This is a genomic window from Mycolicibacter hiberniae (assembly GCF_010729485.1).
GTDB classification, from domain to species: domain Bacteria; phylum Actinomycetota; class Actinomycetes; order Mycobacteriales; family Mycobacteriaceae; genus Mycobacterium; species Mycobacterium hiberniae.
The window spans coordinates 2,600,741-2,616,106 of the sequence record NZ_AP022609.1; the positions used below are offsets into that span (position 1 = coordinate 2,600,741).

The following is a 15,366-nucleotide window of genomic DNA, read 5'->3' on the forward strand; positions in this document are numbered from 1 at the left end:
CGTTACAGCCGTGACACAAGTAATCTGAAGTGATGCCTGCGCAACGTGTGATTCGGGTGATCGCCACGGTGGCAGCCGTCACCGTCGTCCTGGGCACCGGTGTGGCCTGGAGCCGCGTCCGGTCCTTCGAGGACGGCATCTTCCACGTCTCCTCGATGGCGCTGGGCAAGGGCGGCTCCGATGGCGCCGTCGACATCCTGCTGGTCGGCATGGACAGCCGCACCGACGCGCACGGCAATCCGCTGACCCCCGACGAACTCGCGGCGCTGCGCGTGGGCGACGACGACGCCACCAACACCGACACGATCATCCTGGTCCGGATCCCCAACAACGGGCAGTCGGCCACCGCCATCTCGATCCCCCGCGACTCCTACGTCTCGGCGCCCGAACTGGACAAGACCAAGATCAACGGCGTCTACGGAGCCACCCGGCTGGAAACCGCCGATGCACTCGTGGCCACCGGGATGGATCCGGTCCAGGCGCAGGCGCGCGGCACCGAGGCGGGCCGCGAGGCGCTGATCAAGACGGTGGCCGACCTGACCGGAGTCACCGTCGACCACTACGCCGAGGTGGGACTGCTCGGCTTCGCCCTGATCACCGACGCCCTCGGCGGCGTCGACGTCTGCCTGCGGGAACCGGTGTATGAGGAGCTCTCCGGCGCGGACTTCCCGGCCGGCTGGCAGCGGCTCGGGGGCGGCGAGGCGCTGAGCTTCGTGCGGCAGCGCCATGGACTGCCGCACGGCGACCTGGACCGGGTCCGCCGCCAGCAGGCGGTGATGGCCGCATTGGCGCACAAGGTCATCTCCGGCAAGACGCTGTCCAGTCCTGGCACACTGTCGCGGCTACAGGCGGCGGTACAGCGTTCGGTGGTGCTCTCCGAGGGCTGGGACGTACTGGACTTCATCACCAAGCTGCAGGATCTGGCCGCGGGCAAGGTGGCGTTCGCCACCATCCCGGTGCTGGAGGAGGCCGGCTGGAGCGACGACGGCATGCAGAGCGTGGTGCGCGTCGATCCCGGCCAGGTGGCCGACTGGGTGGCCTCCCTGCTGCACGAGCAGGACCAGGGCAAGACCGAGCTGCTGGCCTACAACCCGGAAGAGACCACCGCCAGCGTGCTCAACGACACCGACATCAACGGCCTGGCCGCCGCGGTCTCCGGGGTGCTCGGCGCCCGGGGATATGGGACGGGAACTGTGGGCAACAACGAGTCCGCGCATGTGAGCACCAGCCAGGTGCAGGCCGCCTCGGCCGACGACCCCGGCGCGCAGGCGGTGGCCCGGGACCTCGGCGGGCTACCGGTGGTGTCCAACGATGCCGTCCCGACCGGCACGGTGCGCGTTGTGCTGGCCAACGACTACACCGGGCCCGGGTCGGGCCTGGGCACCGGCGACCGGGCCGAGATGGCCGCCATCGCCCGCACCGCGGACGAGCAGGCACCCCAGATTCCCGCCGCCGCACCCATTCTGACCGCGGGCGCAGGCGACCCGCAGTGCGTGAACTAACGTCGCCTGACGTGACCAACCTCAGTTCGGCGATCCTTGATCCGATCATGCGCGCCGACCCGGTGGGCCCGCGGATCACCTACTACGACGACGCCTATCACAGCACCGCCACCCCCGAGCGCATCGAGCTGTCCGCGGCGACGCTGGCGAACTGGGCCGCCAAGACCGGCAATCTGCTGCGCGACGAACTCGGCGCCGGAGCGGGCAGTCGTATCGCGGTGTTGCTGCCCGCCCACTGGCAGACGGCTGCGGTGCTGTTCGGCGCCTGGTGGATCGGGGCGGAGGTGCTGCTCGGCGCCTCGGGCGACGACGCCGATGTCGCGCTGTGCACCGCCGACCGGCTTGCGCAGGCCGACGGCGCGGTTGCCGCCACCGGCGGCGAAGTGGCGGTGCTGTCGCTGGACCCGTTCGGGCGGCCCGCGCCCGAGGTGCCGGTCGGCGTCACCGACTATGCGACCGCGGTGCGGGTGCACGGCGACCAGATCGCCGCCGAAACCGTCCCCGGCCCGGCCCTGGCCGGCATGTCTGCCGACGACGTACTGGCGGCATGCGCCACCAGCGCAGCCACGCGGGGCCTGACCGCGGCGGACCGGGTGTGGTCGGCCCACGACTGGGACACCCCGGCCGCCCTGATCGACAACATGCTGTCGGTGTTCGCCGTGGGCGCGTCGCTGGTCCAGGTCGCCCGGCCCGATCCCGATCTGCAGGAGCGCCGGCGGGCCAGCGAGAAGGTCACCCGGATCCTGAGCTGAGCGGCCCCGGCCCTTCCGGCCACCCGGACGATTCATGCATAAATGCTTATATGCTGATACTCTGGCCCGCAGAATCCAGACACGAGGAGATGGCTCATGGCGGTGCAGGGATTGCTGGCAAAGGCGGCGTCGACGGTGTTCACCGGGCTGGTCGGGGTGAGCGCCTACGAGGTGGCACGCCGGGCACTGAACAAGGCCCCGCTGCACCAGGCTGCGGTCACCGCCACCGAATGGGGCCTGCGCGGAACGCGGCGGGCCGAGGAGGTCGCGGAGTCGGCGCGGCTGAAGGTGGCTGATGTGGTCGCCGAGGCCCGCGAACGCATCGGCGAGGAGGCCACCCCGCCGGCGGCAGCCGTCGCGCACGACCACGACCACTGACCGTCCGGGCCCGACGATGGGGAGCGCAGCGATGACAGGCAGCGGCGCTGCACGGATCACGCCCGGCGATGCGGAGTTGACCGTCGTTTCCGACGCCGCGGGCCGCATGCGGGTGCAGGCCCCGTGGGTACGCGGCGATTCGCGCCGCGCGGTGGCCGCCGAGGAGGCCGCGGGCAGGGTAAACGGGGTGCGGACCGCGCATGGCTATCCGCGCACGGGCGCCGTGGTGGTGTGGTACTCCCCCCAGCGCAGCGACCCCGCGGAGATACTCGCCGCGATCGCGTCGGCGGCCACTGTCGCCGCGGAGCTGATCCCCACCCGCACGCCGCGCTCGGCCGACATCCGCAACACCGATGTGCTGCGCATGGTGATCGGCGGGGCGGCGCTGGCACTGCTGGGGATGCGCCGCTACGCCTTCGCGCGGCCGCCCCTGCTGGGTCCCAGCGGCCAGCTCGTCGCTACCGGCGCCACCGTCTTCATGGGTTATCCCTTCCTGCGGGGAGCGCTGCGCTCGATCCGCTCCGGCCGGGCCGGCACCGACGCGCTGGTGACCGCCGCGACCGTTGCCAGCCTGGTTCTTCGGGAGAACGTCGTCGCGCTCACCGTGCTGTGGCTGCTCAACATCGGTGAGTACCTGCAGGATCTGACGCTGCGCCGCACCCGGCGCGCCATCTCCGATCTGCTACGCGGCAATCAGGACACCGCCTGGGTCCGGGTGGGCCAAGGGCCCCCGGAAAACGCGGAATACACCGAGGTTCAGGTGCCGATCGACTCGCTGCAGATCGGCGACGAAATCGTCATCCACGACCACGTGGCGCTCCCGGTCGACGGCGAGGTCGTCGACGGCGACGCCATCGTCGACCAGTCCGCGATCACCGGGGAGACTCTGCCGGTCAGCGTGATCACCGGCGCAACCGTGCATGCCGGTTCGGTGGTGGTGCGTGGCCGGCTGGTGGTCCGCGCCACCGCGGTGGGAAGCCAGACCGTGATCGGCCGCATCATCAGCCGGGTCGAGGAGGCGCAGCACGACCGGGCGCCGATCCAGACCGTGGGCGAGAACTTCTCCCGACGCTTCGTTCCGGCGTCGTTCATCCTCTCGGCGGCCACCCTGGTATTCACCGGCGATGTCCGCCGTGCCATGACCATGCTGCTGATCGCCTGCCCCTGCGCGGTGGGTCTGTCCACGCCGACGGCGATCAGCGCGGCGATCGGCAACGGCGCGCGGCGCGGCATCCTGATCAAGGGCGGTTCGCACCTCGAGCAGGCCGGCCGCGTGGACGCGATCGTGTTCGACAAAACCGGAACCCTGACGGTGGGCCGGCCGGTGGTGACCAATATCGTTGCGATTCACCCTGACTGGCAGCCCGAACAGGTACTCGCCTACGCCGCCAGCTCGGAACTGCACTCCCGGCATCCGCTGGCCGAAGCGGTGATCCGCTCCACCGAGGAACGCCGAATCAGCATCCCGCCGCATGAGGAGTGCGAAGTTCTGGTGGGCCTGGGCATCCGCACGTGGGCCGACGGTCGCACGCTTCTGCTGGGCAGTCCCAACCTGCTGCGCGCGGAGAAGGTCCGCATCTCCAAGAAGGCGGCGGCCTGGGTCACCAAACTGCGCGCCCAGGCCGAGACCCCGCTGTTGCTCGCGGTCGACGGCGTGCTGGTCGGGTTGATCAGCCTGCGCGACGAGGTGCGCCCAGAAGCCCGCGAGGTGCTCGAAGCGCTGCGCGCCAAAGGTATTCGCCGCATCATCATGCTCACCGGCGATCATCCGGAGACCGCGGCCGCGGTCGCGGACGAACTCGGCATCGCCGAATGGCGAGCCGAGGTGCTGCCCGAGGACAAGCTGCAGGTGGTCCGCGAGCTTCAGGACGAGGGCTACGTGGTGAGCATGATCGGCGACGGCGTCAACGATGCACCGGCACTGGCTGCGGCCGACATGGGAATCGCGATGGGCTTGGCCGGTACCGACGTCGCCGTCGAGACCGCCGACGTTGCCCTGGCCAATGACGACCTGCGCCGACTGCTCGACGTGCGGGACCTGGGCGCACGGGCCGTCGAGGTGATCCGGCAGAACTACGGCATGTCGATCGCGGTCAACGCGGCCGGACTGTTGATCGGCGCCGGCGGGGCGCTGTCCCCCGTACTGGCGGCACTGCTGCACAACGCGTCGTCGGTGGCCGTCGTCGCCAACAGCTCGCGGTTGATCCGCTACCGACTGGACTCGGGCCCGTTGGCATCAGCCCCCGCGGTGCCGTAATCTGACCGGGTCCCGACTGTTCCTGTCGAGCACCACCACCAGCTCCAGGGCAGTCGGGACTTCACGTTTCACCGGGCGCAGCAATCGCGGCGTCTCGGCAGCGCTCAGCAGCCGCAACCCTCACCGCGCCAGGAGCGGAAGCCCTGCCACACCGAAACGCCGGCCACCCCCAGACCGATCAGCGGGTCCAGCCACCAGGCCCCGGCCCACTGCGCGGTAAGGGTCAGCCCCACCAGAACCGCGGCCGCCTGAACCGCACACAGATAGTTCTGCACTCCCTCACCGACCGTCGCCGCCGAACCCAGCCGGACGCCGAGCCGTCGCTGGGCGCGGCCCAGAATCGGCATCACCAGCGCGGCCCCGGCGGTGATCGCAATACCGATGACACTGCCTTCACTGCGCTGATCGCCGAAGAAGTGGTGCACGGATTCCGCGGCGATGTAGGGCGCGTTGATCCAGAACGAGATCGCCACTCCGATCTGGGCGCGGCGCTCAGCGGTGTCGGACAGCGTGCGGGCGCCGGTGAAGCGCCAGATCACCACGGCCCCGGCCAACGCCTCGGGAATGGCGCCCAGCGCCCATCCCGTCAGGGCGATCGAACCGGCTGCCAGGCCCTGCCACAGGCCGAGCACGCCTTCCACGCCCACCAGGATCAGGCTTATCCAGGCCAGCCGCCGGGCCCAGATCGCGGCGCGGCGCCAACCCGCGTCGTGAACGACGCGAACGCGGTGCTGGTGCCCCGCGTGATCATGATCGTGGTGCTCAAGGGTCGCCGCCGGAGCGTCGGTCACCGGGTAAGTGATGCCCGCTTCGGGGCCCACGACGCTACCGTCCACGCAAAAAATGCTACCTGGCGGTTCGATGAGGCAGCCGTCACAGAGACAGTCCGCGCGAGCCTCAGCGGTTGCCGTTCACCTTGACGACCCGGTCGTTGCCGCGGTCGGCGACATAGACGTGGCCGTGCCGGTCGACCGCGACATCCAGCGGCGCGTTGAGCCCGGTGAACGGCAGCACCTCCGGGATCGCCGCGCCGGCCGCCAGTTTCACCACCCGGTTGCGGTTGTGTTCGGTGACGTAGATGTCGCCGGCATCGTCGACCGCGATGCCCCACGGCGCGACGATCCCGGCAAAGGGCAACACCACCTGTTCGTTGGTGGCGGCAGGCAGCTTGAGCACCCGATCGTTGCCGGTGTCGGTGACATAGACATTGCCGGCGGAGTCCACCGCCACCCCGTCGGGCCTGTCGAGGCCGACGAACGGCACCGCGGTCGAAACGTTGGTGTCGGCGTCGAGTCGCAGAACCACATCATTGCCGCGGTCGGCGACGTAGACGTTGCCGGCAGAGTCCACCGCCACCCCGTCGGGATCGTCGAGGCCGACGAACGGCAACACCGTGTGGACGTCGGAGCCGGCTTCCACTTTGACCACACGACTGTTGACGTCGGAGAAGTACACGGTGCCGGTGTCGTCGACCACCACACCGCGCGGCTGGTACAGGTCGCTGAAGGGCACCACCGTCGATGCATGCGAATCCGCGGCCAGGCGCACCACCCGCCCGTGCATACCGTCACTGGTGACGTAGACGTTGCCGTCGCCGTCCAGTGCCACCCCGCCCGGCGAGAGTCGGTAGTCGAGTCCGGTGAAGGGCAGCACGTCCTGCGGGGGCGCAGCCACCGGTGTCGCCGACGAGGGCCGGAACAGCAGCTGCCCGACGCCGCCGACCACCATGACTGCGGTAATCGCCGCGGCGGCCAGCAGCACCGGCTTGCGCGGCGGCTGCCAGCGCCGCGACGGGGTGGGCATCACCGGGGCCTGGGCGCTGTGCAGCAGTTGCGGCATCGGGAACGGCACCGGGGCCGGACCGCCCAGGCCGGCCTCAACGGCACCACCGAATCGGAGGTCCGGCGGCGTCCCGGGCGCCCGGACCGGTTCGGTGCGGCTGAACCGGGGCTCGGGCTCGAGGCCTGCGGGCAGGTGCAGCGCGGGCTCGCCACGCCGCAGGATCCGGGCGACCTGGTGGCGTTCCGGCTCGGTCAGGGCCTGGTAAGCGGCTGCGGCGAGCTCCCCGGCGCTGCTGTAGCGCTCCTCGGGTTTGGCCGACAGCCCGCGTGCCAGCACCGCATCGATAGCCGCCGGAACACGCCCGGGACGCACTGCGCTCGGTCGTGGAGGTTCGGCGGTGCGGCGCTCTTCGATCGCCTCGTCGACGGTCGCTGCCGAGAATGGGGGCACCCCGGTGAGGGCTTGCGCCAACACCGCGGCCAGCGAGTAGATGTCGGCGAGGTGCGTGACCGGCTCACCGGCCAGGCGCTCGGGCGCCATGTGGGCGATGACGCCAGCCGCCGGGTCGGCCCGCACGCCCGGTTCGGCGATGGCCGCCGCGACACCGAAGTCCGTCAGATACGCCAGGTCGTCGGAAGTGAGCAGAATGTTCTCGGGCCGGACGTCGCGGTGCACGACGTAGGCATCGTGTGCCGCGTCGAGCGCCGCCGCGATCTGGCGCACGACGGCCACCGCCCGCGGCGGGCTCAGCGGGCCGTCCTCGGCCAGGACGGTGGCCAGGTCGGTCCCGTCGATCAGGCCGGTTTCCAGATAGAGCAGGCCCTCGATCTCGCCGTAGGCGCGGATCGGCACGGCGTGCGGCTCGGTCAGCTGAGCGGCGGCCTCGGCCTCATCCTCCAGCCGGCTGCGGAACGCGGCGTCGGAGAAGAGCGAGTCGCAGATCAGTGTGAGCGCCACGGTTTCGTGGTTGCGGGTGTCTTCGGCCCGGTAGGCCTCGCCTACCACCCCCTGGCCCAGCAGTCGGCCCAATTGGTACGGGCCGAATCGCGATCCGGTTCGCGAACCCGGCTCGGGACTGTTCACCGACGGCGCTCCCTTCGAGCACAGTGCCGCGCACTGCGGCGAAAGATTGGGTACCAGACTAACCGGCACCCACGCCGCAAACGCTTACGAGATCGCGTTCGCCGACGCCAGAAGCCGGGATTTGAGGGGCTCCGGCACGGGAACGAAGCCGTACTGGTCCAGGCCCTCCTGGCCAGGACCGATCGCGGCCTGCAGGAACGCCTTGACGGCCGTACCGGTGGCGGCGTCGGGGTATTTCGAGCAGACGATCTGATAGATGGCCGTCACGATCGGGTAGGCGCCGTGGTCGGCGGGTCTGTACAGCGACGCCGGGTCGAGCACCAGGTCGTTGTGCGGATTGCCGTCGGCGACGACCCTCGCCCCGGCCAGTGCCTTGCCGACCGACTCTGCGGAGACCGCCACCGGGGCCGCGCCGGCGGTGATGAGCTGTGCCATCGGCAGCTGCTTGCCGACCGCGAACGACCATTCGCTGTAGGTGATGGATCCGTCGGTGGCCTGCAGTGCCGACGCGGCGCCGTTGTTCCCGACGACCGCTTCACCGATCCCGCCGTTGAACGTCTCGCCGCTGCCGAACCACCCGCCGTCCGAGGCGGCCTCGAGATACTTCTGGAAGGCGGCGGTGCTCGGCGACCGGTCGCTGCGGTACACCACGTGGATGGGCAGCGTGGGCAGCGCCGCACCGGGGTTGAGGGCCTTGATCGCGGGGTTGTCCCAACTGCCGATCGTGCCGCTGAAGATCTTGGCCAGGGTGGGCCCGTCCAGGATCAGGCCGTTGACGCCCGGGATCTGATAGGTGACGGCGATCGGATCGAACACCAGCGGAAGGTGCCAGGCCGGCGCCCCGCACCGCTCCGCCGCCCGCTCCGGCTGCGTCTTGGCGGGATCCAGCGCCGCTTCGGAGCCGGCCAGGTCCAGGTCGTTGTCGATGAAGTCGTCGACCGCCGCGGATGCGCCGCCGGCACGGTAATTGAGCGTCCGGCCCGGGCACGCCGCGGTGTAGGCGTAGACGAACTGCTGGACCGCCTTCGCCTGAGCGCTCGGGCCGCCGGCGCGCAGCTCCTGCTTGCCTGCGCAGTCCACGGCCGCCGTCGGGGCCTCGTCCGGCACCGGCTCGCCCGCGCGACCGCCGCACGACGAAACCGCCAGTGCGCCAACAGCGAGCAGCGCAGTCAGCGACGCCGATCGGCCCCATTTCACAGGACGGAACTGTACCGCGCTTCGCCGCGGGGCGGGTCCGATACCGCCGGAGCACCCCTGCCGCCACGCCCATCGGACGGGTGCTCAGACGAACTTCCAGGCGGCCCGCGCGATCGCCAGCTCCTCATTGGTGGGGACCACCAGGACGGCGGTGGGCGATCCCGGCGCGGAGATGATGCGGGCGCCGTTGCAGGCGCGGTTGCGTTCGGGGTCCACCACGATGCCCAGCCCCTCCAGACCCGCCAACGCGTCTTCGCGCACGCTCGGGGCGTTCTCCCCCACCCCACCGGTGAAGGCGATGGCGTCGACCCGACCGAGCACCGCCAGGTACGCGCCGACGTATTTGCGCAAGCGGTGAACATAGACGTCGTAGGCCAGCCCGGCGGCCGCGCCCGACTCGCCGCCGGCCGCACGCTGCTCCAGCAGCGCCCGGAAGTCGTTGACCCCGCAGAGACCCTTGAGCCCGGAGCGGCGGTTGAGCAACTCGTCGAGTTCGTCGACGCCCAACCCGGCGGTGCGGTGGAGATGGAACAGCACCCCGGCGTCGATGTCGCCGCTGCGGGTGCCCATCACCAGACCCTCCAGCGGCGTCAGCCCCATCGACGTCTCGACCGCCACCCCGCCCCGGATCGCCGACGCCGACGCCCCGTTACCGAGATGCGCGACGATGAGGTTCAGCTCGGCGGGGTCACGGTCCAACATCTCCGCGACCTCCCCGGCCACGTACTCGTGCGACGTGCCGTGGAATCCGTAGCGGCGGATGCCGAATCGGGTGGCCAGGTCGTGATCTATAGCGTAGGCGGCGGCCGCGGCCGGCAAGGAATGGAAGAAGCCGGTGTCGAACACAGCGACGTGCGGAACGCCGGGGAAGTCCTTGCGGGCCACTTCGATCCCGATCACGTTGGCGGGATTGTGCAGGGGTGCCAGCTCCGCCAGCCGCGCGACTTCGGCCACCACCTCGTCGGTGATCAGGGTCGGGCGCCAGAACAGTCGGCCACCGTGCACCACCCGATGACCGACAGCGCGGACGGCCGCCAGGTCGATGCCGGAGTCGGTGAGTTTCCGGTGGATCAGCCGCAGGCCGGCGGCGTGGTCGGCCACCGGGCTGTTCGCCTCGCCGATCTGCTCCACCAGTCCGGACAGCAGCGCGGTCCCGGCCACCGGGTCGACCAACTGGAACTTGATCGACGACGAACCGGAGTTGAGCACCAGCACCAGACCGGGTGCGCCTGCTGTCACTGGAGCGCTCCCTGCGCCTGGATCGCGGTGATGGCCACTGTGTAGACGATGTCGTCGACCAGCGCTCCCCGGGACAGGTCGTTGACGGGTTTGGCCAGGCCCTGCAGCACCGGGCCGATCGCGATGGCACCGGCACTGCGTTGCACCGCCTTGTAGGTGTTGTTGCCGGTGTTGAGGTCGGGGAACACCAGCACGGTGGCCCGACCGGCGACCGGCGAGTCCGGTCTCTTGGCCGCTGCCACCCCCGCGTCGACCGCGGCGTCGTACTGGATGGGGCCGTCGGCGAGCAGGTCCGGGCGACGCTGGTGCACCAATTGCGTTGCCGCACGGACCTTGTCCACGCCGGCACCGGAGCCGGATTCGCCGGTCGAATACGACAGCAGCGCCACCCGGGGTTCGATGCCGAACGCCGCCGCGGTGGCCGCCGAGGAGATCGCGATGTCGGCCAGCTGTTCGACGGTGGGATCGGGAACCACCGCACAGTCGCCGTAGGCCAATACCCGGTCCGACAGACACATCAGGAACACACTGGACACCGTCGACACCCCGGGCGCAGTCCGGATGATCTCGAACGCCGGCCTGATCGTGTGCGCGGTGGTGTGCGCGGCACCCGACACCATCCCGTCGGCAATGCCCTGCTGCACCATCATGGTGCCGAAATAGGAGATGTCGCGCATGATCTCGCGGGCACGATCCTCGGTCACACCCTTGTGGGACCGCAGCCGGCTGTATTCGGCACCGAAGGCGTCCCGCAGCTCGGAGGTCTCCGGGTCGATCACCCGCGCGGCGTCGAGGTCCACCCCCAGCTCGGCGCCGCGGCGGCGCACCGCGCCTTCGACGCCGAGCAACGTCAGATCGACGATGCCGCGCGACAGCAACCGGCCGGCGGCCAGCAGAATCCGGTCATCGGTCGCCTCCGGCAGCACGATGTGCCGGCGGTCGGCCCGGGCCCGTTCCAGCAGCCGGTATTCGAACATCTGCGGGGTGACGACGTTCGACGCCGGCACCCGGATCCGCTCGGCCAGCTCGGCACCGTCGATGTGCTTGGCGATCAGCGCGATTGCGGTGTCGACCTTGCGCAGTGCATCCACGGTGATCCGCGAACCGGTGTTCGACACCATTTCGGCGGTGTCGTAGGTGCGGTGGCTGGTGGCGATCAGCGGCAGGGTCGGCCGAAGACCCTTGACCAGCTTGTCGATAGCGGGATGAGGCAACAGCCCGCCGTTGAGAATGATCCCCGCCAGTGACGGAAAGCCCTGCGCTTCATGGGCGTTCACCAAAGCCAGCAGCACGTCGGAACGGTCGGCCGGCACGATCACCACCTGCCCCTCGGACAACCTGTCGAGAATGTTCTCCGCGGTCATGCCACCGACCATGACGCTGAGCGCCTCCCGGCGAAGCAACTCCGGGTCGCCGCTGTAGACGGTGCCGTCCAGTGCCGAGCAGAGTTCGGCCATCGTCGGGGCCGACAACAGCGCCACCTCGGGAACTGCGAACACCGGCACGTCGATGTCGGGCAGCTGCTGCGAGATCGCCTGGCTGACATCGCAGAGCCGGTCGGGATCGCAGCGGTTGGCGATCACCGCCGCCGGATGGGCGTGTACCGCCGACACCTCGGCCAGGCAGCGTGCGGTGATCTCGGCGACGGACTGGGCGTCGCGGTTGTAGCCGTTGACCGCAAGCACCAAGGGCGCCCCGAGGTTCACCGCGACCCGGGCGTTGAAGCTCAACTCACTCGGGTTGACGACGTCGGTGTAGTCGCTGCCGACCACCAGCACGGTGTCGCAGTGCCGGGCGACATCGTGGAATCGCGAGACGATCTCGCCCAGCGCCGCCTCCCGGTCAGCGAAGACCTGCTGGTAGGTCACGCCGCGGCAGGAACTGTGGTCCTCGATGGCGGCGGTGGCATGCGCGAGCAGCAGTTCGAGTTGCCCGTCCGGCTCGTCCAGCGAGCGCACGATCGGTCGGAACACCCCGACGCGGGCCGAGGAGGCCGCCAACAGGTGCAGCAGGCCCAGCGCGAGCACGGACTTGCCGGAGCCGCCCTCGGCAGCGGCGAGGTAAATGCTCGATGCACCGGCAGATGTTTGCGACATCGGATCAGACCCATTCTCCGGCTGCCCGGGCGACACCGTAGGCCGCAGACAGCGACATGTGGTGAAGCCTAATCAGATGCCCCAGCCCGCGCAGCCCACCGACGTACACGGACAACTCAGGCGATCTGGTCGATCGCGCGACTCAGCCGCGCCACCGTTCCCTCGATGTCGGCCAGCTTGTCCAGCCCGAACAATCCCACTCGGAAGGTGGAGAATGTGTCCGGCTCGCCGCATTGCAGGGGCACTCCCGCCGCGGTCTGAATCCCCTGGGCCAAAAACTTTCGCCCGGTCCGGATCTCGGGGTCGGTGGTGTAGCTGACCACCACACCAGGGGCTTCGAATCCCGGTGCGGCCACGCTGGGGAAGCCACGTTCGGCCAGCAGCGCCCGCACCTTGCGCCCCAGCGTGAACTGCTGTTCGCGCACCGCATCGAAGCCGCGGTCGCGGGTCTGCGCCATGGCGTCGCGCAGTCCGGTGATGACACCGGTCGGCATGGTCGCGTGGTAGGCGTGCCCGCCGTTCTCGTAGGCGATCATGATCTCGCGCCACTTCTTCAGGTCGAGCGCGAAGCTGGTGCTGGCGGTGCGGTCCATGACATCGACGGCCCGCTCGGACAGACAGACCATCGCGCAGCCCGGCTCGGCGCTCCAGTCCTTCTGAGGTGCGGTGACCAGGATGTCAACCCCCAGCGTCGCCATGTCCGCCCAGACCGCACCGGAGGCGATGCAGTCCAGCACGAACAAACCTCCCACTGCCGCGGTCGCCGCGCCGACGCGCGCCAGGAAGTCGTCGGGCAGCAGGATCCCGCTGGCGGTTTCGACGTGCGGGACGCACACCAGCGCGGGACGGGTCCGCGCTATGGCCTTCTCGACCTCGTCGATGGGCGCGGGCGTCCAAGGCGCCTGGTCGCCGTCGCCGGTCGGGCGGGCGGTGAGAACAGTGATGCGGTCGGTGATGCGGCCGGTCTGCAGAATCTGGCTCCACCGGTAGCTGAAGAACCCGTTGCGCACGACCAGCACCTCGGCGTCGTTGGCGAACTGGCGCGCCACCGCCTCCATGCCACACGTGCCGTTGCCGGGCACGATGACTGCCGCGTCGGCGTGGTACACCTCGCGGAGCATGGCCGAGACCTCGTTCATGACGGACTGGAAGCGTCCGGACATGTGGTTGAGTGCCCGGTCGGTGTAGACGACGGAGTACTCGAGCAGACCGTCGGGGTCGACCCCGGGCAGTAGTCCTGGCATGAAGCCTCTCCTAGGTGGGACGGACAGCGCCGAATGCCCCATGTCGGGCCGGCGCAGTGGGCTTATCACTGCTGAAGGCGAACGCCTTCGATCTGCACATCGGCTACGTTGCGGCCCCCCAGCCACATCCCCAGCGCCTCCGCGGTGCCGCGGACGACGCGCCCCCGGCCCCGGGGCCGGCCGATCCCATTGGTGGGCTCGACCCGGTAGCGCAGCAAGGTCGGCTGCAGCTTCTGCACGGTCAGGCTCACACCCTCGGCAAGGATGGCGGCCTCTTCTACGGGCGGGATCGTCCGGGTACGGCCCAGGCCCCGCAGCACATCCTGGTGATGCATCGCCACGTCGCCCAGCAGCAGGCCGGCCAGCGCCCGGTCCGGCACCTGCGCCCAGCGGCGGCCGGCGGCGATCAACTCCGCTCGCCTGCGCCGGCGTCCGGCGGCCACGGCCTCAGCGTTGATCCTGTGCAGCCGCCACGGGGCACGCAGGTAGCGGCCGATCTCCGCCGTACCGATCAGGTGCGACAGCACATCGCGCGGCGACCAGTCGGTGCACAAGGTGGTGCCGTGGTCGAATTCGGCGTCGGTGAGCCCGTCAACCGTGTCGACGAACGCGTGCCGAGCGTGTCGGGCGATCTCGATTCGGGAGCTCACGATGTCAGCGCAGGAGGTGCCGGCTCATCACGACGCGCTGAATCTGGTTGGTGCCCTCGTAGATCTGGGTGATCTTGGCGTCACGCATCATCCGCTCGACCGGGAAGTCGGTGGTGTAACCCGCGCCGCCGAACAACTGCACCGCGTCCGTGGTGACCTCCATGGCAACGTCGGAGGCAAAACACTTGCTGGCCGCCGAGATGAAACCCAGACCGGTCTCGCCCCGCTCGGCGCGCGCCGCGGCCGAGTACACCATCAGGCGGGCCGCTTCGAGCTTCATCGCCATGTCGGCCAGCATGAACTGGACACCCTGAAAGGTGCTGATGTTCTTGCCGAACTGCTTGCGGTCCTTGGTGTACTCGATCGCCGCGTCCAGCGCGCCCTGGGCGATACCCACCGCCTGGGCGCCGATCGTCGGGCGGGTGTGGTCCAGGGTGCGCAGCGCCGTTTTGAACCCGGTTCCCGGCTCGCCGATGATCCGGTCCCCCGGAATCCGACAGTTCTCGAAATAGAGCTCCGTGGTCGGCGACCCCTTGATGCCGAGCTTGTGCTCCTTGGGCCCGATGGTGAAACCCTCGTCGTCGATGTGCACCATGAACGCCGAAATCCCGTTGGCGTCCAGATCCGGATCGGTCACGGCCATCACGGTGTACCAGCTGGACTTGCCGCCGTTGGTGATCCAGCACTTCGACCCGTTGAGGATCCAGTCGTCGCCGTCGGCCTTGGCGCGCGTGCGCATCGCCGCGGCGTCACTGCCCGCTTCGCGCTCGGACAGCGCGTAGGAGGCCATCACCTCGCCGGCGGCGAGCGCCGGCAGCACCTGCGCCTTGAGCTCTTCGGAGCCGGCCAGGATCAGCCCCATGGTGCCGAGCTTGTTCACCGCCGGTATCAGCGACGACGAGGCGCATACCCGGGCCACCTCTTCGATCACGATGCAGGCCGCGACCGAGTCCGCGCCCTGGCCGCCGTAGGCCTCCGGCACGTGCACCGCGTTGAAACCCGATGCGTTCAGCGCGGCCAGCGCCTCGTCGGGGAACCGGGCCTGCTCGTCGACCTCTTTGGCGTACGGAGCGATCTCCTTCTCCGCCAGCGCCCGAATCGCCGCCCGTAGTTCGTCATGCTCCTGCGGGAGTTTGAACAGGTCGAACGACGGATCTCCGGCCCACCCAGACATGACAGCCTCCTA

The 15,366-nt window shown here is 69.8% G+C and carries 12 protein-coding genes; 4 read left to right on the forward strand and 8 right to left on the reverse strand.

Going from position 1 to position 15,366, the window contains the following annotated elements:
* The first annotated feature begins 32 nt into the window (after nt 1-32).
* The 4 genes from G6N14_RS12240 to ctpC all read left to right on the forward strand — a co-directional run bounded on the left by G6N14_RS12240 (nt 33) and on the right by ctpC (nt 4,889).
* Nucleotides 33-1,502: an LCP family protein gene (locus tag G6N14_RS12240; protein ID WP_179960835.1), complete on the forward strand. Its 1,470-nt coding sequence runs from the start codon at nt 33-35 to the stop codon at nt 1,500-1,502.
* Nucleotides 1,490-2,254 carry a TIGR03089 family protein gene (locus G6N14_RS12245; protein ID WP_197747347.1) on the forward strand — a complete coding sequence of 255 codons (765 nt, stop codon included), beginning with the start codon at nt 1,490-1,492 and terminating at the stop codon, nt 2,252-2,254. Before G6N14_RS12240 ends, G6N14_RS12245 begins: the two co-directional genes overlap by 13 nt.
* 96 nt (nt 2,255-2,350) lie before the next feature.
* Nucleotides 2,351-2,632: a DUF1490 family protein gene (locus G6N14_RS12250; protein WP_046316225.1), complete on the forward strand. Its 282-nt coding sequence runs from the start codon at nt 2,351-2,353 to the stop codon at nt 2,630-2,632.
* 31 nt (nt 2,633-2,663) lie between these two features.
* Nucleotides 2,664-4,889 (forward strand): manganese-exporting P-type ATPase CtpC, encoded by a 2,226-nt coding sequence (gene ctpC / locus G6N14_RS12255; protein WP_109559696.1) that lies wholly within the window; start codon nt 2,664-2,666, stop codon nt 4,887-4,889.
* 104 nt (nt 4,890-4,993) lie between these two features.
* On the opposite strand, the gene G6N14_RS12260 is transcribed toward ctpC, so the two are convergent.
* The 8 genes from G6N14_RS12260 to G6N14_RS12295 form a co-directional block, all read right to left on the reverse strand.
* Nucleotides 4,994-5,680 carry a cation diffusion facilitator family transporter gene (locus tag G6N14_RS12260; protein ID WP_109559702.1) on the reverse strand — a complete coding sequence of 229 codons (687 nt, stop codon included), beginning with the start codon at nt 5,678-5,680 and terminating at the stop codon, nt 4,994-4,996.
* A 106-nt stretch (nt 5,681-5,786) separates the two neighbouring features.
* A complete protein-coding gene (locus tag G6N14_RS12265; protein WP_085134296.1) occupies nt 5,787-7,754 on the reverse strand; it encodes a serine/threonine-protein kinase PknD in 1,968 nt (655 codons plus the stop codon).
* 84 nt (nt 7,755-7,838) lie between these two features.
* Nucleotides 7,839-8,951 (reverse strand): phosphate ABC transporter substrate-binding protein PstS, encoded by a 1,113-nt coding sequence (pstS, locus tag G6N14_RS12270; protein ID WP_085134297.1) that lies wholly within the window; start codon nt 8,949-8,951, stop codon nt 7,839-7,841.
* 84 nt (nt 8,952-9,035) lie between these two features.
* Nucleotides 9,036-10,190, reverse strand: coding sequence for an acetate kinase (locus G6N14_RS12275; protein ID WP_085134298.1), 1,155 nt, complete (start codon nt 10,188-10,190; stop codon nt 9,036-9,038).
* The gene (gene pta / locus G6N14_RS12280; RefSeq protein ID WP_085134299.1) at nt 10,187-12,286 is read right to left on the reverse strand and encodes a phosphate acetyltransferase; all 2,100 of its coding nucleotides are present in this window, start codon (nt 12,284-12,286) and stop codon (nt 10,187-10,189) included. Before pta ends, G6N14_RS12275 begins: the two co-directional genes overlap by 4 nt.
* A gap of 116 nt (nt 12,287-12,402) precedes the next feature.
* Nucleotides 12,403-13,530: an aminotransferase class V-fold PLP-dependent enzyme gene (locus G6N14_RS12285; protein WP_085134300.1), complete on the reverse strand. Its 1,128-nt coding sequence runs from the start codon at nt 13,528-13,530 to the stop codon at nt 12,403-12,405.
* A 65-nt stretch (nt 13,531-13,595) separates the two neighbouring features.
* Nucleotides 13,596-14,180, reverse strand: coding sequence for a maleylpyruvate isomerase N-terminal domain-containing protein (locus G6N14_RS12290; RefSeq protein WP_085134301.1), 585 nt, complete (start codon nt 14,178-14,180; stop codon nt 13,596-13,598).
* Between the two features lie 4 nt (nt 14,181-14,184).
* Nucleotides 14,185-15,354 (reverse strand): acyl-CoA dehydrogenase, encoded by a 1,170-nt coding sequence (locus G6N14_RS12295; protein WP_085134302.1) that lies wholly within the window; start codon nt 15,352-15,354, stop codon nt 14,185-14,187.
* Nucleotides 15,355-15,366 lie beyond the last annotated feature (12 nt).

Bases quoted from the DNA above. Each gene is read 5' to 3' on its own strand.
- G6N14_RS12285 (WP_085134300.1), bottom strand. From the start codon at position 13,530: ATGCCAGGACTACTGCCCGGGGTCGACCCCGACGGTCTGCTCGAGTAC.
- G6N14_RS12240 (WP_179960835.1), top strand. From the start codon at position 33: ATGCCTGCGCAACGTGTGATTCGGGTGATCGCCACGGTGGCAGCCGTC.
- G6N14_RS12250 (WP_046316225.1), top strand. From the start codon at position 2,351: ATGGCGGTGCAGGGATTGCTGGCAAAGGCGGCGTCGACGGTGTTCACC.
- G6N14_RS12295 (WP_085134302.1), bottom strand. From the start codon at position 15,354: ATGTCTGGGTGGGCCGGAGATCCGTCGTTCGACCTGTTCAAACTCCCG.
- ctpC (WP_109559696.1), top strand. From the start codon at position 2,664: ATGACAGGCAGCGGCGCTGCACGGATCACGCCCGGCGATGCGGAGTTG.
- pta (WP_085134299.1), bottom strand. From the start codon at position 12,286: ATGTCGCAAACATCTGCCGGTGCATCGAGCATTTACCTCGCCGCTGCC.